Genomic DNA, 25651 nt, shown 5'->3' with positions numbered 1-25651 from the left:
TTCCTGAAGAGACTTTGCGAAAGGCCGCCCCCAAAAGGGCGGCCTTTTTGCTGTCCGCTAGTTAAGTTTGATTTCAGCGCCTTTGGGGCCGCCGTCTTCCACTCCAACGCCAAAGCTTTCCAGAAAGCGGCAGACCATCATGTAATAGCCGATCAACAGAACCAGTTCTTCGAGCAGCGCCGGGCCGAAATGTTTCAGGGCTGGTTTCAGCGCGCCATCAGAGGGGTGCGGATGTGAAACCAGATGATCGGTGAAAGAAACGGCGAGTTTCTGCTCATGCGTCAGTAAGTCTGACTGGGGCTCCAGCCTCAGGGCTTCAAACAGCTCATCCGACATGTCGAGTTTGCGCCCGATAGCTTCATGCTGCGTCGTTTCATATTTTGCGTGTGAGAGATATCCAACTCTGAGAATCACGCACTCGCGCGTGACCGGATCCAGCTTGCCGTGTTGCAGGAAGGCAGTGCCCAAGCCGACAAAGGGCTTCACGAGGTGTGGGGCATGCCCAAGCATTCGGAAAATATTGAGCGGAGCGAGGCGTTCGGTGAATCTGTTCAACTCCTCCGGCAGGCTGTCGGGATCAGGGTAGGGGATTCTGGACACAGTTTTTCTCCATAGGCTGAAGGTGTAGTCTTGCGACATGACGGCAATTGAGGCAAACCCCTCTCTCCTGAAGGGGTATAGCTCAGTTGGTAGAGCGTCGGTCTCCAAAACCGAAAGTCGCGGGTTCGAGTCCTGCTGCCCCTGCCAGGCGCTTCTCTGTGGATTTCACATACCGAAAAGAGTTTGATGCGGCTTTCCTGATCCCGCAATGTAACGGCGTGGAATATATGGGATGATCAAGCCTCATGACGCGACAGATAGATGAAAGCCCCTGGTGGAAAGGTGCGGTGATCTACCAGATCTATCCGCGATCCTATCAAGATACGAATGGGGATGGGGTCGGAGATCTGCCGGGAATCGCGCAGCGGCTGGACTATATTGCGTCCCTGGGTGTCGACGGCATCTGGATCTCGCCCTTCTTCACCTCTCCCATGAGGGATTTCGGCTATGACGTGGCAGATTATTGCGATGTGGACCCGCTTTTTGGGGACCTGCAGGCTTTCGACGTGCTCCTTCAAAAGGCGCACGGATTGGGCCTGAAGGTCATCATTGATCAGGTCTATGCGCACACATCCGATGATCATGCCTGGTTTGAGAACAGTCGGCAGAGCAGGCAGAGCGAGTATTCAGACTGGTATGTCTGGAAAGATCCCAAGCCTGACGGAACACCACCAACAAATTGGCAATCCGTATTCGGTGGCGCCGGATGGACGTGGGATGCGCGACGCCAGCAATATTACATGCACAATTTTCTGGCCTCACAGCCGCAGCTGAACCTGCATAATCCGGCAGTTCAGGAGGCGTTGCTGAAGGTCGCACGGTTCTGGCTCGATAGGGGCGTCGATGGCTTCCGGTTGGACGCGATCAACTTCTCCATGTTCGACCCTGAGTTCAGGGATAACCCTGCGCGCAAACCGACTGGCGTCGTGACGCGTCCGTTTGATCTGCAGCTGCACGTACATAATCAGTCTCATCCAGACATTCCGAAATTTCTGGAGCGCCTGCGTGCAGTGATGAACGAGTATGGGGCGATCTTTTCCGTGGCAGAGGTCGCCGGGCCGCGTCCGCTTGAGGAGATGCGGGCCTTTACCGAAGGCGATTCCCGGCTCAGTTCAGCTTACAATTTTGACTTCCTGTATGCGCGAGATCTGACCGTGGCGCGGGTTCGCAAGGCGCAAGAGGCCTGGATGGGCGCATCCGGGGAAGGCTGGCCATCTTGGGCCTTTTCCAATCATGATGCGCCGCGGTGTGTGACCCGTTGGGCAAATGGTGCGGATCGTCATCGCTTTGCCAAGCTGACCAATACGCTGTTGCTCTGCTTGCGGGGCAATCCAATCCTGTATCAGGGTGAAGAGTTGGGGCTTGCTCAGGCGGAGATTCCTTTTGAGCGGCTTCAAGATCCGGAGGCGATCGCCAACTGGCCGCTGACCCTCGGCAGGGATGGCGCACGGACGCCCATGCCATGGCAAAACAAGGCGCTGTCGCTGGGCTTCTCAACGGCAGAGCCGTGGCTGCCTTTTGGTGTTGATCACGCCGAAGATGCCGTGGACGCCCAGGATGCTGATGATGCTTCCGTGCTGAACTTTACGCGGCAGATGATCCGTCTGAGACATGAAGTGCCTGCCTTGAAGACAGGGCTATTGCGCTTTCGGGACACTGCAGAACCGCTTCTCAGCTTTGAAAGATTTTGTGACGGTCGGATTCTGCGTTGCGTGTTCAATCTGGGCATCGAAGATGTCGCCTTGCCGCCTGAGGAGGTCGATGGCGTGCAGAAGGTGCTGGTCTCTTCAGGATATGATTGCGCGCATGTTGGCACCCTGCCGGGGCATAGTTTCTTTATTGCCGAGGTCTCTTAGGCCAAGCCGCAGGATTCACGAACGATCAACTCTGTGGGCAGGCGCTCCGAGCGCATCGGTCCTGTCTCGTTCGAGGAAAGCAGCTTGGACACCATGATACGGCCCGCTTTCGCCATATCCTGCGAAATCGTAGTGAGCGAGGGATAGCTGTAGGCAGAGAGTTGTAGATTGTCATAGCCGACAATCGACACATCTTCCGGAACCTTCACCCCGGCCCGCAGCAGGCTGCGTACTGCACCGAGTGCAATCAGGTCACTTGCGGCAAAAATACCGTCAAACTCGATGCCCTGTTCCAGCAGCGTGTTGACGGACGCTTCAGCGGATTCGATCTCATAGGAAGCGGGAACTGTAAGGGCGGGGTCCAGATCTATGTCCGCCTGCCGGTGCGCGTTGATATAGCCTTCATATCGCTGCAGGATTTCTGGGGCGGCCGTGTCGCCGAGAAACACAATGCGCTTGCGCCCCAGATTGAGCTGGTGAGTCGTTGCGCGCAGGCCGCCGCGCACATTGTCAGACCCTATGGAGCAGTATCTTTGCCCAGGCATATCCGCGCCCCAGACAATGAAACGATTTTCAGTGAGAGCCAGCTGATTAAAGCGCTCGTGCAGGAAACTCTGGCCGAGGAAGATCACACCGTCCGCGCGGTTTGCCGTCATGAGTGAGACGAGGTCGTCGTGGTTCTTGTAGGGCAGGTGAGAGACGAGGATGTCGCAGCCAGCATGACGCGCCGCCTCGCTAATGCCTGCCAGGAGTTCCTGAAAAAAGGGGTTGGAGACTTCGGAGTGACGCCCGGGTGGCGTTGGAATAACGACGGCAATCGTGGCTGCCGCGCCTGAGAGAATCGCCGGCATTGAAGGGCGGAAATTGTAATTTTGCTCCCGCGCAATCTTCCAGACGCGTCTTTTTGTTTCATCATTGACCGCTGGGCTATTGTTAAGTGCCCTGGAAACAGTGGCGATTGAGACACCAGCAATTGCGGCCAGGTCTTCCAATCTTGTTCTTGTGCTGGACATGATAGGGTTCCTCCGAGTATTACCCCTGAAACAACGTTGTCACAAACTTGGCGCGCAAGTCTAGCTTCAAGTGTCGTGAGAGCGCAAAATTTACATGAGGACCACCTCGGGGAGGCATGCGCGTTGAAGAGATGATGGAACTTTCCATAAAGACCCCGTGTGTACTGGTCTGGAAGCGAGCGTCTGGACAGAATCTGAAATGATACAGGTGCTGCCCCTTGGTTGGAGCGCACCTTGCCGATTAGAATCGGTATGAAGTGGAGAATGCCTAATGGCGAAATTCATACCCGTTGATCCCTTTGACATTGTCATCTTTGGGGGAACCGGAGACCTTTCACGCAGAAAGCTTTTGCCTGCGCTGTACCACCGCTGGCTGGATGGCCAGATTCCTGCGTCGAGCTGCGTTGTGGGAACCGCGCGGAGTGAAATGACCAGCGACGAGTATCGTGCGATGGCCAAGGAGGCGTGTAAGACCGCTTCCGGCGATAGCTGGGATGCAAAGGAATGGGTTAAGTTTGAGAAGCTTATCCATTACGTCTCAATTGATGCGACCGCTGAAGATGCAGATTGGGAAACGCTGAAATCCCATCTGACCGAAGACTCTGAACGTCCTTGCGTATTCTACCTGGCTACGTCTCCGCGCCTATATGTTGATATTTGCGAAGCCCTTGGAAGCGTCGGTTTGTCGGGTGGAAACACCCGCGTCGTGCTGGAAAAACCGATCGGGACTGATCTGGAATCCGCACGTGCGATCAATGATGGCGTGGGGGCGGTTTTTGCCGAGCGGCAAGTGTTCCGGATCGATCATTATCTCGGCAAAGAAACGGTGCAGAACCTGATGGTCCTGCGGTTTGGCAACATGCTGTTCGAGCCGCTCTGGTCGCGAAATTATATTGACCATGTGCAGATCACGGTCGCCGAGAATCTCGGCCTTGAGGGCCGCGCGGATTACTACGACAAATCCGGCGCGTTGCGGGATATGGTTCAGAACCATCTGCTTCAATTGCTGTGTCTTACGGCTATGGAAGCGCCGAACCACCTGGATGATGATGATGTTCGCACAGAGAAGATAAAGGTTCTGCACGCTCTGGTCCCCATCAAGGGAGATGCAGCAAAGCGTCAGACGGTGCGCGGCCAATACAAGGCCGGCGTACAGGGCGACAAGCCGGTCAAGGGTTATCTCGACGAGCTGTCATCTGAAGATGAAAGCTCAACCGAGACATTCGTGGCCATCAAGGCGCAAATCGATAACTGGCGCTGGGCAGGTGTTCCGTTCTACCTGCGTACCGGCAAGCGTATGGCGCACCGGCATTCGGATATTGTGATCAATTTCAAGCATGTGCCCCACTCTCTATTCGGAGAGGGCAATGACATTGCCAACCGCTTGGTCATTCGCCTGCAGCCTGATGAAGGCATGCGCCTCTTCGTGCAGATCAAGGAGCCTGGCCCGGGTGGGCTGCGCGTGAAATCCCTGCCGCTTAACCTGTCCTACGCAGAGAGCTTCACCGTGCGCTATCCGGATGCTTATGAGCGTCTCCTGATGGATGTCGTACGCGGTAACCTTTCCCTCTTTATGCGGAAGGATGAGGTTGAGGCGGCCTGGACATGGGTCGATGGCTTGATCGAAGCCTGGGACGCTTCCGGCGAGAAGCCTGAAGCCTATGCGGCCGGCACAGATGGTCCGCTCGCAGCGGCGATGATGATGGACCGGGATGGCCGCAAATGGTGGGAAGGTTCATGACCGGCATGAGGCATGAATTCCTTTCCTTCGAGACCCGGGAGGAAGCATCTCGTTATGCGACCGAGTTCATTGCACGTGCCTTGGAAAAGGCGCTGGAGGATGAACCTGTTGCATCCCTGATGGTGTCGGGCGGTTCAACACCTGGCGGTGTCTTCGATAATCTAACGGACGTTGATCTCGCTTGGGAGCGGGTCATGGTTGGCTTGGTGGATGAGCGCTGGGCCGGGCCGGAAACTGATGCCTCTAATGAACGCCTCGTGCGCGAAAGACTGCTGACGGGAAAGTCTGGCGCAGCGGGCTTCCTTCCAATGAAGACCTCGGCTGAAACAGCGGTGCAGGCTGTGCAAAATAGGCATCAGGCCTATCTTCCGCATTGCAGCCCGGTCGATGTGATTCTTCTGGGCATGGGAGAGGATGGACACACGGCGAGCTGGTTTCCGAACTCTGCCGGTCTTGAAGCGGCGATGTCTTACGATACGGATCATGCCGTAGCCGTCATAGATGCAACAGGCTGTCCTGTCGCAGGCGACAATACAGATCGCATGACGCTGACAGGTGCTGCGGTGGGCAAAGCGAAAGCAGCGGTTTTGCTCATTTTTGGTGAGTCCAAGAAAAGCGTGTTCGAAACATCGCTTGAGGCCTCGCCCCAAGACCGACCAATTCGACACGCTGTAGACACATTGGGACCGCGACTGACGGTTATCTGGGCACCATAATGACCACGATGAATCCAAAGATCACAGAGATCACCGAGCGTATTCGTGAGCGTTCAAGAGACTCGCGTCAGGCCTATCTGGAAATGATACGCTCGCGGCGTCCAAAAGGCTTCGCGCGTCAGCGACTTACGGAAAGCAATCTGGCGCACGCGACGGCTGGCTGCGCTGTTATTGAAAAGACTCAGCTGCTCGGTGCAGGCTGGCCCAATATCGGCATCATTACTGCCTATAATGACATGCTGTCAGCACATGCGCCGTATGAGGATTATCCGCGCATTCTTCGTGAAGCAGCGCGTGAGGTGAATGCGGTGGCACAGGTTGCGGGCGGTGTGCCTGCTATGTGCGATGGCGTCACCCAAGGCTTCACGGGGATGGAGCTTTCTCTGTTTTCCCGCGATGTGATCGCTATGGCGTCTGCCATTGGCCTGAGCCATGATGTGTTCGATGCGGCGCTTCATCTTGGTGTGTGCGACAAGATCGTGCCCGGACTGGTTATTGCGGCACTGCGCTTTGGCTGGCTGCCGTCTATTTTCGTTCCGGCCGGTCCAATGCCATCCGGCTTGCCGAACCCCGAAAAGCAGAAGGCCCGGCAGCTCTTCGCTGAAGGCAAGGTTGGTCGTGATGCCTTGCTGAAGGCCGAGTCCGAAAGCTATCACGCGCAGGGCACCTGCACATTCTATGGAACGGCGAACTCTAACCAGATGCTGATGGAAGTCATGGGCTTCCATCTTCCTGGTGCGGCCTTCACCAATCCAGGCACACCTCTACGGGAAGCGCTGACGCGGGCAGCCGCCCAGCGTGCGGCGAAGCTTACGGCGCAAGGTGATGAGTATCTGCCTGCGGGTGAAATGATTGACGAGCGTTCTGTCGTAAACGGCATTGTTGGCCTAATGGCCACAGGCGGCTCAACAAATCACGCGCTGCATCTGCCGGCCATGGCTGCAGCAGCGGGTATCATCCTGACCGTTGAGGACTTTGCCGATATCAGCGCCGTGACGCCTCTGCTCGCGCGTGTTTATCCGAATGGCCCTGCAGATGTGAACCATTTCCACGCGGCCGGCGGCATGGGATTCCTCGTCAGGGAATTGCTGAATGCCGGGCTTCTGGATGGATCGGCCATGGGGGTCGGCGGGCCTATCTCGAAGTATTGCGAGGAACCTTTCCTGAAAGACGGCAAGGTTGAGTGGCGTCCGGCACCGGAAGAGAGTGGCAATGCGGATATACTCCGCCATGCGTCTGATCCGTTCTCCAAAGACGGTGGGTTGCGGATGATGGCTGGCCCGATTGGTCTTGGCGTCAGCAAAGTGTCTGCCGTGCAGCCTGAAAAACGTGTGCTGGAAGCTCCAGCCATAGTCTTTGATTCTCAGGAGGCGCTGAAAGAGGCGTTCGACGCAGGCAAGCTGAACAGGGATTTTGTGGCTGTTGTCAGATTCCAGGGGCCGAGCGCGAATGGCATGCCGGAACTGCACAGCCTCACTCCGCCACTGGCTGTACTGCAGGACAAGGGCTTCAAGGTTGCTCTGGTTACGGATGGCCGTATGTCTGGCGCAAGTGGCAAAGTGCCGTCCGCAATCCATATGAGCCCGGAAGGCGCACGTGGCGGCCCGATAGCCAAAGTGCGCGATGGAGACGTGATCGTCTTCGACGCGGAGAAGGGCGTTCTGGATATTAAGGTCGACCCGGAAGAATTCGCTGCGCGTGATGCGGCAGAATACCGGCCTAATGAAAACAATATGGGTCTCGGACGGGAGATGTTCACCTTCTTCCGCGAACTGGCCGGACCTGCAGCCGCAGGGGCAAGCCAGTTCCGTTTCTGGGACAAGGGGGACTGAGTAGTATGGGTGAGCAGATGATTGTTGGTGACGTCGGCGGCACCAATGTTCGTTTTGCTGTTGCATCTAAATGTGACGGCAAGGTCGAGATCGAAAAATTCGTAAAGTTGCCGGGGGACAATTTTGAGGCCTTCGATCGCGCCCTTGCGTCATATATTGAAACGGAAGGTGTGAACGTTCGCCGGGCATGTTTTGCCATGGCTGGACCTGTGAAAAATGAGGAAGTGTTCCTTACCAATCGTCAGTGGCATGTGGCATCTGAACGCCTGAAGGCGATGTTTTCGTTTGACGATGTTCGCCTGATCAATGATTTCACTGCCATGGCGCGATCCGTACCCGAACATGATTCTTCATCGTTCGAGGAAGTGCTGTCAGGCACAGCGTTGCCTGGCTATCCAATGATTGTTGCCGGGCCGGGGACGGGCTTTGGCGTCGCGACTTTGCTGCCGACTGGTCAGGGCACCTGGCGTGTTATGGCAGGCGAGGGTGGCCATATTGCGTTTTCACCCAGAGATGAGCTTGAATTCGACATTGCCAGCATCCTCGTGCGAGAGCAGGGCTATGTGTCGAATGAAATCGTCGCCTCCGGCATGGGCCTGGAGCACGTACACAAGGCCTTCTGCGAGGTCTTCAAGCGTCCGTATGAAGAGATTTGTCCCCAAGCCATGCGTGAGCGCGCAGATGCGGGCGATGAGATGTTCGACAAGCTGATCGCCATGCGCGCTAATGCCGTCATGGGCGCAGTTGGAGATCTTGCCCTCGCCAATGGCGCGCTGGGTGGAATCATCCTTGCCGGCGGCGTGACCGAACGCATCGTAGATTATCTCAAATGTCCGGAAGCCATTTCGCGGTTTCGGGATAGGGGGCCAATGTCGGATTATCTGGCAGATTGTCCCATTCAGCTTATGCACGACCCAGAAGCGCCCCTGATCGGGGCTGCAGCATACTATGCCCAGGAAAGGCTTTCATGACCCAATCCCTTGAGACACTCAAAGCCGCTGCAGGCCGTGCCCCTATTGTACCGGTGCTTGTTGTGCCGGACGTGCAATCTGCCGCACCTCTGGCAGATGCCCTGGTTGAAGGGGGGCTGACCATTGCAGAGGTCACGCTGCGCACGGCTAGCGGCCTCGCTGTGATCGAAGCAATGAAAAAGGCACAGCCCGATTTGATCGTCGGCGCGGGAACCGTCCTGACCGGCGACGATGTTCGCAATTCGATTCAGGCTGGCGCAGATTTCCTTGTCTCTCCGGGGATGAGCCCGAAACTTCTTGAGGCGATTGCAGAATATCGGGACATCACCATTCCCGGCATCGCCACGGCGAGCGAGGCGATGAGCCGGTATGAAGAAGGCTTCAAGATGCTGAAACTCTTTCCGGCCGCGGTTGCGGGCGGAGTCCCGGCACTGAAGGCCCTTAGCGGACCTTTGCCACATCTGAGCTTCATGCCGACAGGCGGGGTGAGCACGGACAATGCGGCAGAGTATCTGGCGCTTCCGAATGTGGTCGCGGTTGGCGGGTCATGGATCGCCACCGAGAAAGACATCGCCGCCTCGGCCTGGTCTGACATTGCAGCCAAGGCAAAGGCGGCGTTGCAAAAGGTTTGATCAGGCGACGGCCTTAGCTTTTGCCAAAGACGCGCTGGAAGATCGTGTCGACATGCTTGAAGTGGTAATCGAGGTCGAACAGGGCCTCGAGTTCATCATCTGACAGGCGTTCGCTAACTTCTGGATCTTTCTTGAGCAGGTCCAGCAATGGGCCTTCTTTTTTCCAGGTCTTCATCGCGTTGCGTTGGACGATGCGATAGCTGTCTTCCCGGCTAACGCCTTTCTCGACCAGCGCGAGCAGGATGCGCTGCGAGTTGTGCAGGCCCCCCATGCTCTCCAGCGTGCTCAGCATGTTTTCCGGATAGACGACAAGATTCTCGATAACCCCACCCAAGCGGTGCAGGGCAAAGTCCAGGTGCACGGTGGCATCCGGGCCGATACCGCGTTCAACAGAGGAGTGGGAAATGTCGCGCTCATGCCAGAGGGCAACGTTTTCTAGGGCCGGCGTAACGGCTGAACGAACGAGACGGGCGAGGCCTGTCAAATTCTCGGTCAGCACCGGGTTCCGCTTGTGCGGCATGGCGGAGGAACCTTTCTGGCCGGCAGAGAAAAACTCCTCTGCTTCCAGAACCTCAGTGCGCTGCAGGTGACGCACTTCTGTCGCGAGGCGTTCAATCGATGAGGCGATTACGCCGAGGGTTGCGAAATACATGGCATGACGGTCGCGCGGGATGACCTGCGTGGAGACAGGTTCAACTTCGAGGCCGAGTTTTTCGGCCACATATTCCTCAATGCGTGGATCAATATTGGCAAACGTACCAACAGCACCGGAGATTGCGCACGTCGCGACTTCCTCGCGTGCGGCGACCAGTCGGGCCCGGCAGCGCTGGAATTCTGCATGGAAGGTTGCGAGTTTCACTCCGAACGTTGTTGGCTCGGCATGAATGCCGTGGCTGCGGCCTATGGTGGGCGTCAGCTTGTGCTCAAAGGCGCGCTTTTCCAGGGCCGCCAAAACGCGGTCGATACCGGTCAGTAGCAGGTCAGCAGCGCGCACCAGCTGAACGTTCAGGCAGGTATCCAGGACGTCTGAAGAGGTCATGCCCTTGTGAAGGAACCGGGCTTCCTCTCCGACATGTTCGGCAACATTGGTCAGGAAGGCGATGACATCATGCTTCACTTCACGCTCGATCTCGTCGATGCGTTCCACTTCGAAAGCGGCACGCTCGCGCACCGCAGCGGAAACACCTTGCGGGATGATGTCGAGCTTCTCCATGCCTTCGGCAGCGAGGGTCTCAATCTCCAGCCAAATGCCAAATCTGGATTCAGGCTCCCAGATGGCAGCCATTTCGGGTCGTGTGTATCTTGGGATCATCTGGAACCTCGATGCTTTCTGTTGCCGCCGTAATAGTATGTGCTGCGCAGAAAACCAGTGGCAGAGCCGAACAAAAGCAGCCTGCTGAATGAACCAGTTCAGACACTCTATGGCTCGCGAGCTATGTGTGGACTATTAGATAGACTGCTCCGAGAGAGCAGGCAGGGGTGATGTACGGGACATATATGGTTGTTCAGAGGAAACTATTGGGGCTGGCAATATTTGCCTGTGCGCTGGCCGGTGTCGCTTTCGCGCAGCAAGCCCGCCCGCCGGCCTGTGTCGCAAAGGTTCTCGTTCCGGAAGTCACGATGGTCATCACCGAGCAGATTTCCGAGATACCGGAGCATATCGAAGTGCGTGTCATTCCGGCTGTCTATGAGACTGTGACAGAGCAGATACTGGTCCGGGATGTCGTTATCGATGAAGCTGTTTCCGCCCCTGTAAGTGAAACTGTGACAGAGAGAATCGAGATTACGCCTCAACAGACAGAGATTGAGCTTTTCCCCGCCGAGTACGAGACACGCACTGAGCAGATCCTAATAAAGCCGGCGCATGTGACGTGGCAGGTTTCGGACGGCCCATGTGATCTCGAAGGTCACACTCTGAACGCTGAGGAAGCGTCTGTGGTGCAGGAATTGGGCATCTGCCCGGTCATGATGCCTGCAAAGTATCGCACGGAAACGCGAAGAGCCCTCGTGCGGAAGCAGCGCGTGGAAACGAGTCTCACCCCGTCGGTTTACGAAGATATCTCTACAGAGGTCGTGAAAGTGCCATCTGCCGAGGCTGCCGCAGATGTTGACCCACTATACGAGACCATTGTCAGGCAGCGTCTTGTGACGCCGCCAAGGCAGGAAGCTGTGACAGTGCCAGCAGCCTACAAGACAGTTGAAAAGCAGGTTGTGGTTCAGCCGGCGCATATTTCCGAGCAGGAGGTCGTCTGCGACTCGGAAATAACGCCTGAAATCGTCCTGAGTCTGCAGCGTGCTCTGCAGAAGGCGGGATATACTGTCGCGGATGACGGTGTCCTCGGGCAAGACACACTTCGCGCCATGAAGGCCTATCAGCAGCAGAACAGACTGATGCTCGGACGGCTCACGTCTGAAACGCTTGTGTCGCTGGGCGTGCCTCATAACTGACAATGGTAGCGCCCGTTTCGCCACCACAACAGGCAATGTAGAGTTTGGAGGGACATTTGAGTCGCCGTGTTTCTGGTGTCATGTGATAAACGGGCGTGACGGTGCGCCGCAGCAAACTGCCCGTGAACTGGGCATTTACACGAGTTAAACTTGATAGCTGCGATATATTGCGGCTGTCTGTTGCGCCACGAGCGAAACCGTCCTAATCCGGCGCCAGATATGGGCCAACTTTTGGCAGGAGACCACACAGCATGTCAGAGATTGAACGCTTGGCGCTCGATTACTTGCCGGTCATCATTTTCCTGGTGATTGGTGGGGTTATTTCAAGCCTCTTCATCGTTGGATCGACGCTGCTGGCGCCGGCACAGCCAGACCCTGAAAAGAACTCAGCTTATGAGTGTGGTTTCCCCGCCTTTGACGATGCACGGATGAAATTTGATGTGCGCTTCTACCTGGTCGCCATCCTGTTCATCATTTTCGACCTTGAGGTCGCTTTCCTGTTCCCATGGGCGATCAGCCTCGGCACAATCGGACTTGTCGGCTTCTGGTCCATGGTGGTTTTCCTGGGCGTGTTGACCATTGGGTTTATCTACGAATGGCGCCGCGGTGCGCTGGAGTGGGAATAATGGCTGACGATTATAAACCATATGCGCTTGGTGCCTCACGTTCTGGTGTCGAGGGTGGGTTCAAGCCCAGGCCTGATGATCCCTTCTATACAGGGCTGTCGGATCAACTGGCGGACAAAGGCTACTTCACCGCTGCGGCCGACGATCTGATTTCGTGGGCGCGGACAGGCTCGCTAATGTGGATGACCTTTGGTCTGGCCTGTTGTGCTGTTGAAATGATGCATGCCGGTAACCCGCGCTACGACCTTGAACGCTTCGGCATGGCGCCGCGCGGATCACCGCGCCAGTCTGATGTGATGATCGTTGCTGGCACGCTGACCAACAAGATGGCACCGGCGCTGCGTAAGGTTTACGACCAGATGCCGAACCCGCGCTATGTGATCTCCATGGGCAGCTGTGCAAATGGCGGCGGCTATTATCACTATAGCTACAGCGTTGTGCGCGGCTGTGACCGGATTGTTCCGGTCGACATCTACATTCCTGGGTGCCCGCCTACGGCTGAGGCGCTGGTCTACGGTTTCCTTCAGCTTCAGAAGAAAATCCGTCGCGAAGGTTCGATTGAGCGCTAAGGATCCTGTGATGATTGACGCCGAAGCCATAGAATCCCTGAAAGATCTCGGGGCGCATATTTCAGCTCGCCAGCCTGATGCTGTGCGGGCTGCGAATGTTGTTCTGGGGGAGCTGACCATTCTGGCCGAGCGCGATCACGTGCTTAGTCTGCTCCGCTTCCTGCGGGATGATCAGCAGTGTAATTTCGAAACCTTCATTGATGTTTGCGGAGTGGACTACCCGGAGCGCGCGGAGCGTTTTGAAGTTGTTTATCACTTACTGTCCATGCGCATGAATCACAGGGTACGCGTGCGCGTGCAGACAGATGAAGACACTCCGGTTCCAAGTGTTGTGAGCCTTTGGCCCGTTGCTAACTGGTTCGAGCGCGAAGCCTTCGACATGTATGGCATCCAGTTCTCCGATCACCCGGATCTGCGCCGCATTCTGACGGACTATGGCTTTGAGGGCTATCCGCTACGCAAGGACTTCCCGCTGACCGGGCATTACGAAGTTCGCTACGATGATCTCGAGAAGCGCGTGGTCTATGAGCCGGTTGAGCTGGCTCAGGAGTACCGCAACTTTGACTTCCTCTCCCCATGGGAAGGGATGACCAGTCAGATTCCCGGTGACGAGAAGGCCGAGGAGGCCCCTGAATAATGGCCGACACTGCACACATTTCCGAGATTGATGACCGTAAGTTCACATTGAATTTCGGCCCGCAGCACCCGGCTGCGCACGGCGTGCTCCGGATGATTCTGGACCTCGACGGCGAAGTCGTGACCCGGGTGGACAGCCATATTGGCCTGTTGCACCGCGGCACGGAGAAGCTGCTGGAGTACAAGACCTTCCTGCAGGGCATGCCGTACTTTGACCGCTTGGACTATTGCTCACCGATGAACCAGGAGCATGCCTGGTGTCTGGCGATCGAGAAACTGCTGGGCGTCGCCATTCCGCGTCGCGCAAGCCTGATCCGTGTCCTCTATTCAGAGATCGGCCGGATCATGTCCCACTTGCTGAATGTCGGGACGGGCGTGATGGATGTCGGGGCGCTTACGCCAATCACCTGGTGTTTTGAGGAACGCGAAAAACTCTGCGTTTTCTACGAACGCGCATCGGGTAGCCGGATGCATGCTGCTTATTTCCGTCCAGGCGGTGTTCATCAGGATCTTCCGCAGCCCTTGCTGGATGATATCGCCGAGTGGTGCGATGACTTCCCGAAGGTGCTCGACCAGATTGAGAGCCTCGTTACGGAGAACCGCATCTTCAAGCAGCGTATGGTCGATATCGGCGTCGTGGATGAGAAGACTATCATGGATTGGGGCTTCTCTGGTGTGATGGTGCGTGGATCGGGCCTGGCCTGGGATTTGCGCCGCGCGCAACCTTATGAGTGCTATTCAGAACTCGACTTCAAGATTCCGGTAGGCCGCAACGGTGACAATTACGACCGCTATGTTTGCCGCATGGATGAAATGCGTGAGTCCACGAAGATCATGCAGCAATGTATTGAGCTGCTGGCGAAAGAGGGGCCTGGGCCCGTTCTTGTGCCAGGCTCCAAGATGGCTCCGCCACGTCGCGCCGAGATGAAAAACTCGATGGAGGCGCTGATCCATCACTTCAAGCTGTACACAGAAGGTTTCCACGTTCCGGAAGGCGAAACCTATGCCGCCATCGAAGCGCCCAAGGGCGAGTTCGGGGTGTATCTGGTCTCCGACGGCACAAACCGACCGTATCGTGCGAAGATCCGCGCGCCGGGTTATCCGCACCTTCAGGCGATGGACCATCTCTGCAAGGGCCACATGCTGGCAGACGTCTCTGCCGTTCTCGGGTCTCTCGACATCGTGTTCGGGGAGATTGACCGGTGAGTGTTTTGTCTTTCGCTCCACAATTTTTTCATCCGTCATGGGATGAAGCTGAAATGTTTTATGCAGGAAGGATCGAGTAGTGGCACTGCGCCGTTTTGATCTTGAGGCTGGTGGCGACACGTTCGCCTTTAAGCCTGAAACTGAAGAGAAGATTGCTTTCTGGCGGGGTAAGTATCCGGCAGAGAAGCAGCGCTCCGCTGTGATCCCGCTATTGTGGCTGGCACAAAAGGATAATGCAGGCTGGTTGTCAGAGCCGGCGATGCGCGAAGTCGCGGATCGCCTGGAGATGCCGTACATCCGTGTGTATGAGGTCGCGACCTTCTACACGATGTTCCGTCTGCAGCCCGTAGGAAAGTATCACATCCAGCTTTGCGGCACGACGCCGTGCCAGCTTCGTGGTGCAGACCGCCTGAAAGACGTCTGCAAGACTGAAATCGGTAATCCGATGTACGTAACGGATGATGGCCGTCTTTCCTGGGAAGAGGTTGAATGCCTCGGTGCGTGTGTGAATGCGCCAATGGTTCAGATCAATGATGACTATTACGAAGATCTGACGGAAGACTCCCTCCAGGAAATCATAGGCAAGCTCAAAAATGGTGTTGAGGCTCAGGCTGGCCCTCAGGTTGATCGGATCAATAGCGCGCCGGAAGGTGGCACGGCCATTCTGACGGACCCGGCTCTGTTTGATGGCAGCCGCAACGAGGTCTCGCGCCTGCCAAATCTGGCAGAAGACAAAGCCGAGGCCCCTGAGGCATCGTCAGCCGCGAAGCCGGAAGAGGCCGCGCCGACAAACACCAAGCGTGAAGTTCCCAAGGATAGTAACACCGGCAAGACCACTCTCATCTCCAATAAGGAGAAGGAAAATCTGGCTGGCGAGCGCCCGGAAACGGTTGAGGTGACTGCTGAAGAGCAGGACGATCTCAAGCGCATTAAGGGTATCGGTCCGAAGAACGAAGACGCGCTCAATGAACTCGGTGTTTTCACCTTCAAGCAAATCGCTGCCTGGACACCGGAAAATGTTGACTGGGTGGAAGACTATATGAGCTTTCCTGGCCGGATCGAACGTGAAGGCTGGATCGGCCAGGCCAAAACACTGGCCGAAGGCGGCGAAACAGAATTCTCCAAGCGCGTGGATGCGGGCGATGTCCCCTCCAGCCAGGATGATGAGGACTAGGCCATGTTGCAGGACAAGGATCGCATCTTCACAAACCTCTATGGTCTGCACTCGCCAGATCTGGAGTCCGCGAAAAAACGTGGCGCTTGGCATCTGACCAAAGAGATGCTGGATCAGGGGCCGGACTGGATCTGCGACCAGATCAAGGCGTCCGGTCTGCGCGGCCGGGGTGGCGCGGGCTTTCCGACCGGACTGAAGTGGACCTTCATGCCGAAGGAGGTGCGGGAGCGTCCACACTATCTGGTCGTCAATGCCGACGAATCGGAACCCGGCACATGTAAGGACCGCGAAATTATGCGCCACGATCCGCATCTGCTGATCGAGGGCTGCATGGTGGCCAGCCGCGCGATGCGCGCACACAAATGCTATGTTTATATTCGTGGCGAGTACATCAATGAGCGCCACGCGCTCGAAAAGGCCGTCAAGGAAGCCTATGAGGCAAAGCTGATCGGCAAGGACAATGTGAATGGCTGGGATTTCGATCTTTATGTCCATCACGGTGCTGGCGCTTATATCTGCGGTGAAGAGACCGCTCTGCTGGAAAGCCTGGAAGGCAAGAAAGGCCAGCCGCGCCTGAAGCCGCCATTCCCGGCCAATGCCGGTCTCTATGGCTGCCCGACGACGGTGAACAATGTTGAGTCGATTGCGGTTGCGCCGACCATCTTGCGTCGCGGCGCTGAGTGGTTTGCCGGCTTCGGCCGTCCGAACAATGCCGGCACAAAGCTGTTCTGCATTTCCGGCCACGTGAACAAGCCATGCAATGTGGAAGAAGAGATGTCGATCACGTTCCGTGAGCTGATCGACACTCATTGCGGCGGCATTCGCGGCGGCTGGGACAATCTGAAGGCAGTGATCCCGGGCGGATCTTCCGTGCCGATGGTTCCGGCCGAGCAGATCATGGACGCCTATATGGACTTTGACACCCTGCGGGATCTGAAATCAGGTCTCGGCACAGCGGCTGTCATCGTAATGGACAAGGATACAGACCTGATCAAGGCGATCGCCCGCCTTGCTTACTTCTACAAGCATGAGAGCTGCGGTCAGTGTACGCCGTGTCGTGAGGGCACGGGCTGGATGTGGCGCGTCATGGAGCGCATGGTCAAAGGCGAAGCCGAGCATGATGAGATCGAAACACTGCTGGACGTTACCAAGCAGGTGGAAGGTCACACAATCTGTGCTCTGGGCGACGCAGCGGCCTGGCCAATCCAGGGGCTTATCCGTCACTTCCGTCACGAGATCGAAGAACGCATCAATCAATACAGGCTGCCGCGCGCCATGGTGCAGGGCGCAGTCGTGGCAGCGGAGTAAAGGCATATGTCCGATACCTTCAAGCTGAATATCGACGGCAAGGACATTGAGGTCCCGCGTCATTACACGCTGATGCAGGCGTGTGAGGAGGCTGGCGCTGAGATCCCTCGCTTCTGCTATCACGAGCGTCTGTCCGTGGCCGGTAACTGCCGCATGTGCCTTGTGGAATGGGAAGGCGCGCCGAAGCCGATTGCCTCCTGTGCCCAGACGGTTGGCGACATGCGCCCGAACCGGGATGGTTCTGCGCCGAACATCCGCACCAAGGGCGACTATGTCGACAAGGCCCGCAACGGCGTGATGGAATTCCTGCTTATCAACCACCCGCTGGATTGCCCGATCTGCGACCAGGGCGGTGAATGTGACCTGCAGGACCAGGCCATGGCCTATGGCCGTGCCGGCAGCCGCTATGAAGAGAACAAGCGCGCTGTTGAAGACAAGTATATGGGGCCGCTGGTCAAGACGATCATGACGCGTTGTATTCAGTGTACGCGCTGTGTGCGTTTCTCCGCTGAAGTGGCCGGTGTTGAAGAACTTGGCATGATCAGCCGCGGCGAAGGTGCGGAGATCACAACGTATCTTGAAAAGAGTCTGACATCTGAGCTGTCGGGCAATGTCATCGATCTTTGCCCTGTTGGCGCGCTGACCTCCAAGCCCTACGCGTTCAATGCCCGCCCTTGGGAGCTGCGCAAGACATCATCGATCGATGTGATGGACGCCATGGGCGCCTCTATTCGAGTTGATGCAAAGGGTGACGGCGTGATGCGCATCCTGCCGGAGACCAATGAGGAAATTAACGAGGAGTGGCTGTCCGACAAATCCCGCTTTGTGTGGGATGGACTTGCCCGCCAGCGCCTCGACAAGCCTTACATTCGCGAAAATGGCCGCCTGCGCGCCGCCACTTGGGGAGAGGCTTTCGCTGCCGCGAAAGAAGCCCTGTCTGTGAGTGCAGACAAGATCGGCGTTGTTGCGGGTGACCTGATCGAAGTCGAGCAGGCCAAGGCAGCGCTGGATCTGTTCCGCGCGCTTGGTGTAAACAGCACCGACTGCCGCCCGGCCGGGGCCAAGTATGGCACCGACGGTGTTCGCGAGCGCTACATCCTGAATGGCACGCTTGCGGGTGTTGAAGAGGCGGACATGCTGCTTCTGGTCGGCGCCAATCCACGCGTCGAAGCCGCCGTCTGGAATGCCCGCATTCGCAAGACATGGCTGTGGGCTGATCTGAAAGTCGGCCGGATCGGCGAAGCTGCAGATCTTACCTATGATCATGAATGGCTAGGCCAAGGCGCGGATGCGCTGACAAATGTTCGTGATACGGATTTTGGCAAGGCACTGGCCTCTGCCGAGCGTCCGATGATTGTCGTGGGTGAGGGGGCTCTGTGTGGTGAAGACGGTGAAGCCGTTCTTGCCTCTGCCCTGAAGCTTGCGAATGAAGTTGGCGCGATCAAGGAAGATTGGGCTGGCTTCGGTGTGCTGCACAATGCGGCAGGCCGTGTTGGCGCCCTTGATGTCGGCTTCGTTCCGGCAGATGACGGCGCAGACACAGCTGCTATCCTCTCTGGCGGCATGGAGACAGTTGTTCTTCTTGGGGCAGACGAGGTGGACCTCTCAAGCTTGGGCGATTCCAAGGTTATCTATGTCGGCTCCCACGGAGATGCAGGTGCTGCGCGGGCGGACATCATTCTGCCGTCTGCTGCTTACACCGAAATGGCTGCGACATATGTGAACACCGAAGGACGCGTCCAGATGACCTCAAGGGCTGTCCAGCCCAAGGGCGAGGCGCGCGAAGGTTGGGCCATTTTCCGTGCCCTGTCAGATGTGATGGGCAAGACGCTTGCTTATGACACGGCTGACGCCTTGAGAGGCGTTTTGCGGGGTGCAGAAGGCGAAAGCACCGTGTTCTCCGGTCTCGGCTTTGCGCCTGGCGTACGGGGAATTGAGGCTCTGAAACAGCCTATGACGAGTGCCTCGGCGGCGCTGACCAGCGTCTCGTTTGGAGCGGTTGTAGATGATTTCTACATGACCAACCCGATCGCCCGTGCATCTAAGACAATGGCCGAATGTTCTGCGCTGGCCTCAGCGCTGGACACTCCGGTAGCAGCGGAGTAGGGCGGGCGCCATGAGCAACTACGTCGAGTCTTTTGGACAGCTTTGGGGGCCGCTTCTGGTTCTGGGGCAGATTGCCCTGTTCACCCTGGTTCTTCTGTTGTCGATTGCCTTTCTTCTGCTACTGGACCGTAAAGTCTGGGCAGGTGTGATGATGCGGAAAGGGCCTAACGTTGTCGGCCCGTTCGGTTTGCTTCAGTCCTTTGCTGACTTCGGCAAGTTCCTGATCAAGGAAATCGTCATTCCGGCAGGTGCCAACAAGACGGTTTTCATCTTGGCGCCGATCCTCACCTGTACTCTGGCTTTTGCATCCTGGTCGGCCATCCCTGTCGCGCCGGGTACGACCAGTGGAACCAGTTGGGTTATTTCAAACCTGAACGTCGGGATTCTTTATCTCTTCGCGATCAGCTCTCTTGGTGTCTATGGCATCATCATGGGTGGCTGGGCTTCCAACTCGAAGTATCCATTCCTGGGTGCGTTGCGCTCGGCGGCGCAGATGGTCTCGTATGAGGTCTCAATCGGCTTCGTCATTGTGACGGTTATCCTGCAGGTCGGTTCCATGAACCTGACCGACATTGTCAACAATCAGGATGGCGGTTTCTGGAACTGGCACGCCTTCAGCTTCCAGAATTTTCCGCTGATCATCGTCATGTTCCCGATGTTTGTGATCTTCTTCATCTCGGCGCTGGCTGAAACAAACCGGCCTCCTTTCGACCTTCCTGAAGCGGAATCCGAACTCGTTGCCGGCTATCAGGTTGAGTATGGTTCCACACCGTACCTGCTGTTCATGCTGGGCGAGTATCTGAACATCGTTCTGATGTGCGCGATGATGACCATCCTTTTCCTTGGTGGCTGGCATGGTCCGATCCCGCTGGGTGAGGATTTCGTACGCGATCACCCGTTCCTGAACGCCTTTGCCGGCCTGTTCTGGTTCATGTTCAAGATCCTTTTCTTCTTCTTCCTTTTTGCAATGGTGAAAGCCATCGTGCCCCGCTACCGCTATGACCAGTTGATGCGTCTGGGCTGGAAAGTGTTTCTGCCGACATCTCTGGCTGCTGTGCTGATCGTGGCGGGATATGTCGTTTATATGGGAGTGCAGTCATGAGCCTGGCGCAAACCATACGCGGTGCACTGCTGACAGATTTCCTCGGGGCCTTTGTTGTGGCAACCCGGGAGATGTTCCGCCGCAAGGCAACCGTAAACTACCCGTTCGAGAAGAACCCGCTGTCCCCACGTTTCCGCGGTGAGCATGCGCTGCGTCGCTATCCCAGCGGGGAAGAGCGCTGCATCGCATGTAAACTCTGTGAAGCAATCTGTCCGGCGCAGGCCATCACGATTGAGGCGGAGCCTCGTGCCGACGGCGCCCGTCGCACGACGCGGTATGACATCGATATGGTGAAATGCATCTATTGTGGCTTCTGCCAGGAAGCATGCCCAGTGGATGCAATTGTTGAAGGTCCGAATTTCGAATTCGCGACCGAAACACGCGAGGAGTTGTTCTATGACAAAGACCGTCTGCTCGCGAATGGCGACCGCTGGGAACGGCTGATCGCGAAGAATTTGGAACTCGACGCGCCTTATCGTTAAGGCGCTGTAAATTGAAACTCGTGGAGCGCTCGCTCCACCAAGAAGGGGGCCTAGAAGGGCTGTGGCAGTCTACGCTTTCTATCTGATCGCGCTGGTCGTGCTCGTCTCGGCATTGTCCGTGATCATGGCACGCAACCCGGTTCACTCCGTGTTGTGGCTGATCCTCGCATTCTTTTCATCCGCAGGCCTTCTGGTCCTGATCGGCGCGGAATTCCTCGCCATGCTTCTGGTCGTTGTTTATGTCGGCGCGGTGGCGGTGTTGTTCCTTTTTGTCGTCATGATGCTAGATGTGGACTTTGTTGAGCTGAAGCAGGGCACCTTGCGATACTGGCCGTTCGCGGTCCTTGTTGGTGTCATTTTCGCGGCCGAGATCGTGCTTGCGACCGTCTTCGGAACTTCCACCAACGCGTCCACATTTGATGCTTCGCCTGGCGCAGCCACCAATACGGAAGCCATCGGGCAGGTGATGTACACGCAATATCTGCTGTTGTTCCAGATGGCCGGCATCATCCTTCTGGTCGCAATGATTGGCGCGATTGTGCTGACACTGCGCCACCGCCCGGAAACGAAACGCCAGAATATCGCCAAACAAACTTCGCGCCGCCGCAGCGACGCTGTCGAACTGAAGGACCCCACACCGGGGCAGGGGATCTGAGACAATGGACCTTGGGCTTTCCCACTATCTTGCCGTGTCTGCGGCCCTGTTCACGATCGGGGTTGTCGGCATATTCGTGAACCGCAAGAACATCATCGTCATTCTCATGGCGATCGAGTTGATCCTGCTTTCTGTGAACCTGAACCTCGTCGCATTCTCGGTCTTTACCGGAACGATTACAGGTCAGATCTTCGCGATGCTGGTGCTGACGGTGGCTGCTGCTGAAGCGGCCGTCGGGCTTGCCGTTCTGGTCGTCTATTTCCGCAATCGCGGCGACATCTCTGTTGAGAGTGTCGACCTGATGAAGGGATAGATGGATGCTACCTGATTTCCTTATTCTGTATATCGTTCTCGCGCCTGGGCTGATCGCTCTTACGGGGCTGGTCCACAAATTCATTGGCGATAAGCTCGTCATGACGCTGACGACGGCGGTTGTCCTGTCAGCAGGTGCGCTGTCACTGTTCCAGTTGTTCGCTTACGTTGCCGGTCTTGGCGGTCACGCAGCAGGCGCTGAGGAGCACCATGCCAGCCTTGTTGCCATGTCTTCCGCAAGCGAGCTGAAGCAACACATCATTACGCTGATGCCGTGGATTCATGTAGGTGAGTTCCAGGCAAATTGGGCGATCCGCGTCGACACGCTCTCCATTGTTATGATGGCGGTGATCACGGGCGTGTCCGGCCTCGTTCACCTCTATTCCTGGGGCTATATGAGTGAAGAGCCGCACAAGGCGCGCTTCTTCAGCTATCTGTCGCTCTTTACCTTCATGATGCTGATGCTGGTGACAGCGGATAACTTCATCCAGCTCTTCTTCGGCTGGGAAGGTGTGGGCCTTGCTTCCTATCTGCTCATCGGCTTCTGGTATCAGAACAAGGCGCCGAACGATGCCTCCATCAAGGCTTTCGTCACCAACCGTGTTGGCGACTTCGGCCTCGCGCTGGGCATCATGGCCGTCTTCTACGTCTTCCGGTCAGTTGAATTTGGACCGGTTCTGGACGCGGTGCGCCAGAATACGGCTGTTGTACCAGTTGGCTTCACAGAAGCTTTCCCGGTGCGCGAGCTGACCATCTCTTTCCTGCACTGGGATCTGAATGCACTCGAAGTTATCGGCGTGCTGCTGTTCATCGGCGCAATGGGTAAGTCTGCGCAGTTCTTTCTGCATGTCTGGTTGCCGGACGCCATGGAAGGCCCGACGCCTGTGTCCGCACTTATCCACGCTGCAACCATGGTTACGGCCGGTGTCTACCTGGTCTGTCTACTGTCGCCGATCTACCAATATACGCTCTATGCCGCGGGCATGATCACGATCGTTGGCGCTGTGACGGCACTCTATGCTGCGACAGTCGGCATGGCGCAGAACGATATCAAGCGCGTGATCGCCTACTCTACCTGTTCCCAGCTCGGCTATATGTTCTTTGCCGCAGGCGTTGGCGCTTATGAAGCGGCCATGTTCCACTTGTTCACGCACGCCTTCTTTAAGGCTCTACTGTTCCTTGGTGCGGGCTCCGTTATCCACGGCATGCATCATGAGCAGGATATGCGCAAAATGGGCGGTCTGGCGAAGTACATGCCGCTCACCTATGCGGCCATGATGATTGGTACAATTGCCATCATCGGTCTGGGCATTCCGCATACACAGATCGGCTTTTCCGGCTTCTTCTCAAAAGATGCTATCCTGGAGAGTGCATTCGCGGGCGGTGCTGCCAAGGTCATGTTTGGCCAAGTGGCCTTCTGGTTCGGCATCATCGCGGCCTTCCTGACAAGCTTCTACTCTTGGCGGCTTATCTATATGACCTTCCACGGCCCGATGGCATCGAAGGCTCATCATGATGACGTGCACGATGAAGCAGACTCTCATGCTGACGACCATCTGGCTGCGGATGATCATCACGATCATGGTCACCATGGCGACCCACATGAATCTCCTATGGTCATGCTTATTCCGCTCGCACTGCTCAGCCTCGGCGCGATGTTTGCAGGCCTGTATTTCTACAATGCCTTCGTTGGTCACAATAATGAGACCTTCTGGGCAGGTGCGATTTATCGCTCAGCTGCGAACCACGTTCTGCACAATCGTCACGATGTGCCGGAATGGGTGATCTATGCGCCGCTGGTCGTCACCATCGCGGGCTTCCTGATTGCGACCTTTACCTACTACTTCAATCGCGGTGTCGGTAAGCGCATCGCCGATAGTGGCGGGCCGCTCTACTCATTGTTCTACAACAAATGGTACTTCGATGAGATCTACCAGGCGACACTGATCCGCGGATCGGCCTTGCTCGGCAATCTCTTCTGGAAAGCAGACAAGAAGATCATCGACGGCCTTGGGCCTGATGGGGTGACGCATGTCACGCAAGGCGCCGCCAAGCGTCTGTCCAAGATGCATACCGGCTATCTGTACCACTACGCATTTGTGATTATCGGCGCTGCACTCGTATTCGGTGGAATTATGTGGCTGCGCGCTGGAGGAGTTAACTGATGGGCGGTTTTCCCATTCTCTCGGCGATGACATTCCTGCCGCTGGCAGGGGCGTTGATCATCATGATCGTGCGTGCGGCAACGGCGGGCAGCCGGGATGAGACGCAGGCGGGCTCTGAAGGGCGCACGGCCCTCATGGCGGGCCTGATTATCTCAGGGGCGACCTTCCTGGTCTCACTGGCTGCGTTTGCCTATTACAATCCGGCAGAGCCAGGCTATCAGCTGGTTGAGCAATATCGCTGGTATCAGAACATCAGCTACAAGATGGGCGTGGACGGTCTGTCCATAGCGCTGGTCTTGCTGACGACCTTCCTGACGCCGATCTGCCTTCTGGCCAGTTGGAACTCGATCAACAAGCGCGTCACAGAATATGTTGTCGCATTCCTTGTGCTTGAGACTTTCATGATCGGCGTGTTTACCTCGCTGGATCTGGTGCTCTTCTACATCTTCTTCGAGGCTGGCCTTATCCCGATGTTCCTGATCATCGGGATCTGGGGTGGTCCGGACAAGATCTATGCGGCGTTCAAATTCTTCCTTTACACGCTGATTGGCTCTCTCTTCATGCTGGTTGCCGTGGTCTATATGTACCAGGCTGCAGGCAGCTCGGACTTTGAGGTTCTTGAGAACTACGAGTTCGCACGCAGTGCGCAGACCTGGCTGTGGCTTGCCTTCATGGCGTCCTTTGCGGTCAAGCTGCCGATGTGGCCGGTGCATACATGGCTTCCGGATGCGCACGTTCAGGCTCCGACTGCGGGCTCTGTCGTGCTGGCCGGTGTTCTGCTGAAGATGGGCGGCTATGGCTTCCTGCGCTTCTCGCTGCCGATGTTCCCGGATGCGAGCCATCTGTTTCAACCGGTCATGTTCGCGCTGGCCGTCGTGGCGATTGTCTACACCTCGCTCGTTGCCTGGCGTCAGACAGACATGAAAAAGCTGATTGCGTATTCGTCTGTCGCGCACATGGGGTTTGTCACGTTGGGTGTCTTCTCGTTCAACGAAGCCGGTGTGCAGGGCGCAATCTTCCAGATGCTCAGCCACGGTATCATATCTGGAGCGCTGTTCCTGATCGTGGGCGTTGTTTACGACCGTATGCACACACGTGAGATATCCGCATATGGCGGTCTTGTGCACCGTATGCCGATTTATGCATCGCTGTTCATGCTGTTCACCATGGCCAATGTCGGTCTCCCGGGCACATCAGGCTTTATCGGTGAGATCCTTACCATGGTCGGCGGCTACCAGGCCTCTTCATGGGCTGCCTTTGGCGCCGCGCTTGGGGTGATCTTCTCTGCCGTTTACATGCTGACCCTGTATCGTCGCACGGTGTTTGGCCAGATCACGAATCCCAAGCTGAACGCGATCAAGGATATGAACCGGATCGAATTGATCTGCATCGTGCCATTGGCCCTGCTGACCATTCTGTTCGGCGTCGCACCCAATCTCATTTTCAACATTACTGAAGGCTCGGCGCTGCGCGTGCTGAACCTGATGGCAGGAGGCTGACC

Annotated in this window: 23 protein-coding genes and 1 tRNA gene; 21 read left to right on the top strand and 3 right to left on the bottom strand. The window is 56.7% G+C overall.

The window, feature by feature from the left end; all coding sequences use genetic code 11:
* Nucleotides 1-57 precede the first annotated feature (57 nt).
* Entirely contained in the window at nt 58-600 is a 543-nt protein-coding gene (locus HY29_RS02555) for a carboxymuconolactone decarboxylase family protein (protein WP_162176664.1), read from the bottom strand.
* A 71-nt stretch (nt 601-671) separates the two neighbouring features.
* Here HY29_RS02555 and HY29_RS02550 point away from each other — a divergent pair.
* Nucleotides 672-747 (top strand) — tRNA-Trp (locus HY29_RS02550).
* A gap of 98 nt (nt 748-845) precedes the next feature.
* On the top strand, nt 846-2456 hold the full coding sequence (locus HY29_RS02545; protein ID WP_051601064.1) for an alpha-amylase family glycosyl hydrolase: 1611 nt from the start codon (nt 846-848) through the stop codon (nt 2454-2456).
* On the opposite strand, the gene HY29_RS02540 is transcribed toward HY29_RS02545, so the two are convergent.
* Nucleotides 2453-3469 (bottom strand): LacI family DNA-binding transcriptional regulator, encoded by a 1017-nt coding sequence (locus HY29_RS02540; protein ID WP_034791534.1) that lies wholly within the window; start codon nt 3467-3469, stop codon nt 2453-2455. The two genes, HY29_RS02545 and HY29_RS02540, sit on opposite strands and share 4 nt — an antisense overlap.
* Nucleotides 3470-3740: 271 nt before the next feature.
* On the opposite strand from HY29_RS02540, the gene zwf reads away from it, so the two are divergent.
* Genes zwf through eda form a run of 5 tightly spaced genes read left to right on the top strand, consistent with a single transcriptional unit; the run spans nt 3741 to nt 9361 of the window.
* Nucleotides 3741-5210 carry a glucose-6-phosphate dehydrogenase gene (zwf, locus tag HY29_RS02535; RefSeq protein WP_034791532.1) on the top strand — a complete coding sequence of 490 codons (1470 nt, stop codon included), beginning with the start codon at nt 3741-3743 and terminating at the stop codon, nt 5208-5210.
* Nucleotides 5207-5926, top strand: a complete 720-nt coding sequence (gene pgl / locus HY29_RS02530; protein WP_051601063.1) for a 6-phosphogluconolactonase — start codon at nt 5207-5209, stop codon at nt 5924-5926. The genes zwf and pgl overlap by 4 nt, the downstream gene beginning before the upstream one ends.
* Nucleotides 5926-7758 carry a phosphogluconate dehydratase gene (gene edd, locus HY29_RS02525; protein ID WP_034791530.1) on the top strand — a complete coding sequence of 611 codons (1833 nt, stop codon included), beginning with the start codon at nt 5926-5928 and terminating at the stop codon, nt 7756-7758. Before pgl ends, edd begins: the two co-directional genes overlap by 1 nt.
* Before the next feature lie 5 nt (nt 7759-7763).
* Nucleotides 7764-8729 carry a glucokinase gene (locus tag HY29_RS02520; RefSeq protein WP_034791528.1) on the top strand — a complete coding sequence of 322 codons (966 nt, stop codon included), beginning with the start codon at nt 7764-7766 and terminating at the stop codon, nt 8727-8729.
* Entirely contained in the window at nt 8726-9361 is a 636-nt protein-coding gene (gene eda / locus HY29_RS02515) for a bifunctional 4-hydroxy-2-oxoglutarate aldolase/2-dehydro-3-deoxy-phosphogluconate aldolase (RefSeq protein ID WP_034791518.1), read from the top strand. Before HY29_RS02520 ends, eda begins: the two co-directional genes overlap by 4 nt.
* A 13-nt stretch (nt 9362-9374) precedes the next feature.
* On the opposite strand, the gene purB is transcribed toward eda, so the two are convergent.
* Complete coding sequence (gene purB / locus HY29_RS02510; protein ID WP_034791515.1) at nt 9375-10673, bottom strand: adenylosuccinate lyase; 1299 nt, start codon at nt 10671-10673, stop codon at nt 9375-9377.
* Between the two features lie 170 nt (nt 10674-10843).
* Between purB and HY29_RS02505 the strand changes: the two genes are divergently transcribed.
* From HY29_RS02505 to HY29_RS02440, 14 genes are all read left to right on the top strand, one after another.
* Nucleotides 10844-11809: a peptidoglycan-binding domain-containing protein gene (locus HY29_RS02505; protein WP_081811191.1), complete on the top strand. Its 966-nt coding sequence runs from the start codon at nt 10844-10846 to the stop codon at nt 11807-11809.
* Between the two features lie 260 nt (nt 11810-12069).
* Nucleotides 12070-12435, top strand: coding sequence for an NADH-quinone oxidoreductase subunit A (locus tag HY29_RS02500; protein ID WP_422119911.1), 366 nt, complete (start codon nt 12070-12072; stop codon nt 12433-12435).
* Complete coding sequence (locus HY29_RS02495) at nt 12405-13004, top strand: NuoB/complex I 20 kDa subunit family protein (protein ID WP_162176663.1); 600 nt, start codon at nt 12405-12407, stop codon at nt 13002-13004. The genes HY29_RS02500 and HY29_RS02495 overlap by 31 nt, the downstream gene beginning before the upstream one ends.
* 10 nt (nt 13005-13014) lie before the next feature.
* On the top strand, nt 13015-13641 hold the full coding sequence (locus tag HY29_RS02490; RefSeq protein ID WP_034791490.1) for an NADH-quinone oxidoreductase subunit C: 627 nt from the start codon (nt 13015-13017) through the stop codon (nt 13639-13641).
* Nucleotides 13641-14846 carry an NADH-quinone oxidoreductase subunit D gene (locus tag HY29_RS02485; RefSeq protein ID WP_034791489.1) on the top strand — a complete coding sequence of 402 codons (1206 nt, stop codon included), beginning with the start codon at nt 13641-13643 and terminating at the stop codon, nt 14844-14846. Before HY29_RS02490 ends, HY29_RS02485 begins: the two co-directional genes overlap by 1 nt.
* Before the next feature lie 79 nt (nt 14847-14925).
* Nucleotides 14926-16020: an NADH-quinone oxidoreductase subunit NuoE gene (gene nuoE / locus HY29_RS02480; RefSeq protein WP_034791488.1), complete on the top strand. Its 1095-nt coding sequence runs from the start codon at nt 14926-14928 to the stop codon at nt 16018-16020.
* A 3-nt stretch (nt 16021-16023) separates the two neighbouring features.
* Nucleotides 16024-17328: an NADH-quinone oxidoreductase subunit NuoF gene (nuoF, locus tag HY29_RS02475; protein WP_034791487.1), complete on the top strand. Its 1305-nt coding sequence runs from the start codon at nt 16024-16026 to the stop codon at nt 17326-17328.
* 6 nt (nt 17329-17334) lie between these two features.
* Complete coding sequence (nuoG, locus tag HY29_RS02470) at nt 17335-19434, top strand: NADH-quinone oxidoreductase subunit NuoG (protein WP_034791486.1); 2100 nt, start codon at nt 17335-17337, stop codon at nt 19432-19434.
* A gap of 10 nt (nt 19435-19444) precedes the next feature.
* The gene (gene nuoH, locus HY29_RS02465) at nt 19445-20536 is read left to right on the top strand and encodes an NADH-quinone oxidoreductase subunit NuoH (protein ID WP_034791485.1); all 1092 of its coding nucleotides are present in this window, start codon (nt 19445-19447) and stop codon (nt 20534-20536) included.
* Entirely contained in the window at nt 20533-21018 is a 486-nt protein-coding gene (gene nuoI / locus HY29_RS02460) for an NADH-quinone oxidoreductase subunit NuoI (RefSeq protein WP_034791484.1), read from the top strand. Before nuoH ends, nuoI begins: the two co-directional genes overlap by 4 nt.
* A 61-nt stretch (nt 21019-21079) precedes the next feature.
* The gene (locus HY29_RS02455; protein WP_034791483.1) at nt 21080-21673 is read left to right on the top strand and encodes an NADH-quinone oxidoreductase subunit J; all 594 of its coding nucleotides are present in this window, start codon (nt 21080-21082) and stop codon (nt 21671-21673) included.
* 4 nt (nt 21674-21677) lie between these two features.
* On the top strand, nt 21678-21986 hold the full coding sequence (gene nuoK / locus HY29_RS02450; protein ID WP_034791482.1) for an NADH-quinone oxidoreductase subunit NuoK: 309 nt from the start codon (nt 21678-21680) through the stop codon (nt 21984-21986).
* 4 nt (nt 21987-21990) lie between these two features.
* A complete protein-coding gene (gene nuoL, locus HY29_RS02445) occupies nt 21991-24150 on the top strand; it encodes an NADH-quinone oxidoreductase subunit L (protein WP_034791481.1) in 2160 nt (719 codons plus the stop codon).
* Nucleotides 24150-25649 carry an NADH-quinone oxidoreductase subunit M gene (locus tag HY29_RS02440; protein ID WP_034791480.1) on the top strand — a complete coding sequence of 500 codons (1500 nt, stop codon included), beginning with the start codon at nt 24150-24152 and terminating at the stop codon, nt 25647-25649. The genes nuoL and HY29_RS02440 overlap by 1 nt, the downstream gene beginning before the upstream one ends.
* The last annotated feature ends 2 nt before the right edge of the window (nt 25650-25651 follow it).

It is taken from the genome of Hyphomonas beringensis, assembly GCF_000682755.1.
Taxonomy (GTDB): domain Bacteria; phylum Pseudomonadota; class Alphaproteobacteria; order Caulobacterales; family Hyphomonadaceae; genus Hyphomonas; species Hyphomonas beringensis.
The sequence above is the reverse complement of the archived record's forward strand: the minus strand, read 5'-3'. Positions and strand labels throughout refer to the sequence as shown.

Excerpts from the sequence above, each read along its gene's own strand:
- nuoG (WP_034791486.1), top strand. The coding sequence starts at position 17,335 with ATGTCCGATACCTTCAAGCTGAATATCGACGGCAAGGACATTGAGGTC.
- HY29_RS02490 (WP_034791490.1), top strand. The coding sequence starts at position 13,015 with ATGATTGACGCCGAAGCCATAGAATCCCTGAAAGATCTCGGGGCGCAT.
- HY29_RS02540 (WP_034791534.1), bottom strand. The coding sequence starts at position 3,469 with ATGTCCAGCACAAGAACAAGATTGGAAGACCTGGCCGCAATTGCTGGT.
- HY29_RS02545 (WP_051601064.1), top strand. The coding sequence starts at position 846 with ATGACGCGACAGATAGATGAAAGCCCCTGGTGGAAAGGTGCGGTGATC.
- nuoH (WP_034791485.1), top strand. The coding sequence starts at position 19,445 with ATGAGCAACTACGTCGAGTCTTTTGGACAGCTTTGGGGGCCGCTTCTG.
- pgl (WP_051601063.1), top strand. The coding sequence starts at position 5,207 with ATGACCGGCATGAGGCATGAATTCCTTTCCTTCGAGACCCGGGAGGAA.
- edd (WP_034791530.1), top strand. The coding sequence starts at position 5,926 with ATGACCACGATGAATCCAAAGATCACAGAGATCACCGAGCGTATTCGT.
- purB (WP_034791515.1), bottom strand. The coding sequence starts at position 10,673 with ATGATCCCAAGATACACACGACCCGAAATGGCTGCCATCTGGGAGCCT.
- eda (WP_034791518.1), top strand. The coding sequence starts at position 8,726 with ATGACCCAATCCCTTGAGACACTCAAAGCCGCTGCAGGCCGTGCCCCT.
- HY29_RS02440 (WP_034791480.1), top strand. The coding sequence starts at position 24,150 with ATGGGCGGTTTTCCCATTCTCTCGGCGATGACATTCCTGCCGCTGGCA.
- nuoI (WP_034791484.1), top strand. The coding sequence starts at position 20,533 with ATGAGCCTGGCGCAAACCATACGCGGTGCACTGCTGACAGATTTCCTC.
- HY29_RS02505 (WP_081811191.1), top strand. The coding sequence starts at position 10,844 with ATGTACGGGACATATATGGTTGTTCAGAGGAAACTATTGGGGCTGGCA.
- HY29_RS02495 (WP_162176663.1), top strand. The coding sequence starts at position 12,405 with ATGGCGCCGCGGTGCGCTGGAGTGGGAATAATGGCTGACGATTATAAA.
- HY29_RS02520 (WP_034791528.1), top strand. The coding sequence starts at position 7,764 with ATGGGTGAGCAGATGATTGTTGGTGACGTCGGCGGCACCAATGTTCGT.
- nuoK (WP_034791482.1), top strand. The coding sequence starts at position 21,678 with ATGGACCTTGGGCTTTCCCACTATCTTGCCGTGTCTGCGGCCCTGTTC.
- nuoF (WP_034791487.1), top strand. The coding sequence starts at position 16,024 with ATGTTGCAGGACAAGGATCGCATCTTCACAAACCTCTATGGTCTGCAC.
- zwf (WP_034791532.1), top strand. The coding sequence starts at position 3,741 with ATGGCGAAATTCATACCCGTTGATCCCTTTGACATTGTCATCTTTGGG.
- nuoL (WP_034791481.1), top strand. The coding sequence starts at position 21,991 with ATGCTACCTGATTTCCTTATTCTGTATATCGTTCTCGCGCCTGGGCTG.
- HY29_RS02485 (WP_034791489.1), top strand. The coding sequence starts at position 13,641 with ATGGCCGACACTGCACACATTTCCGAGATTGATGACCGTAAGTTCACA.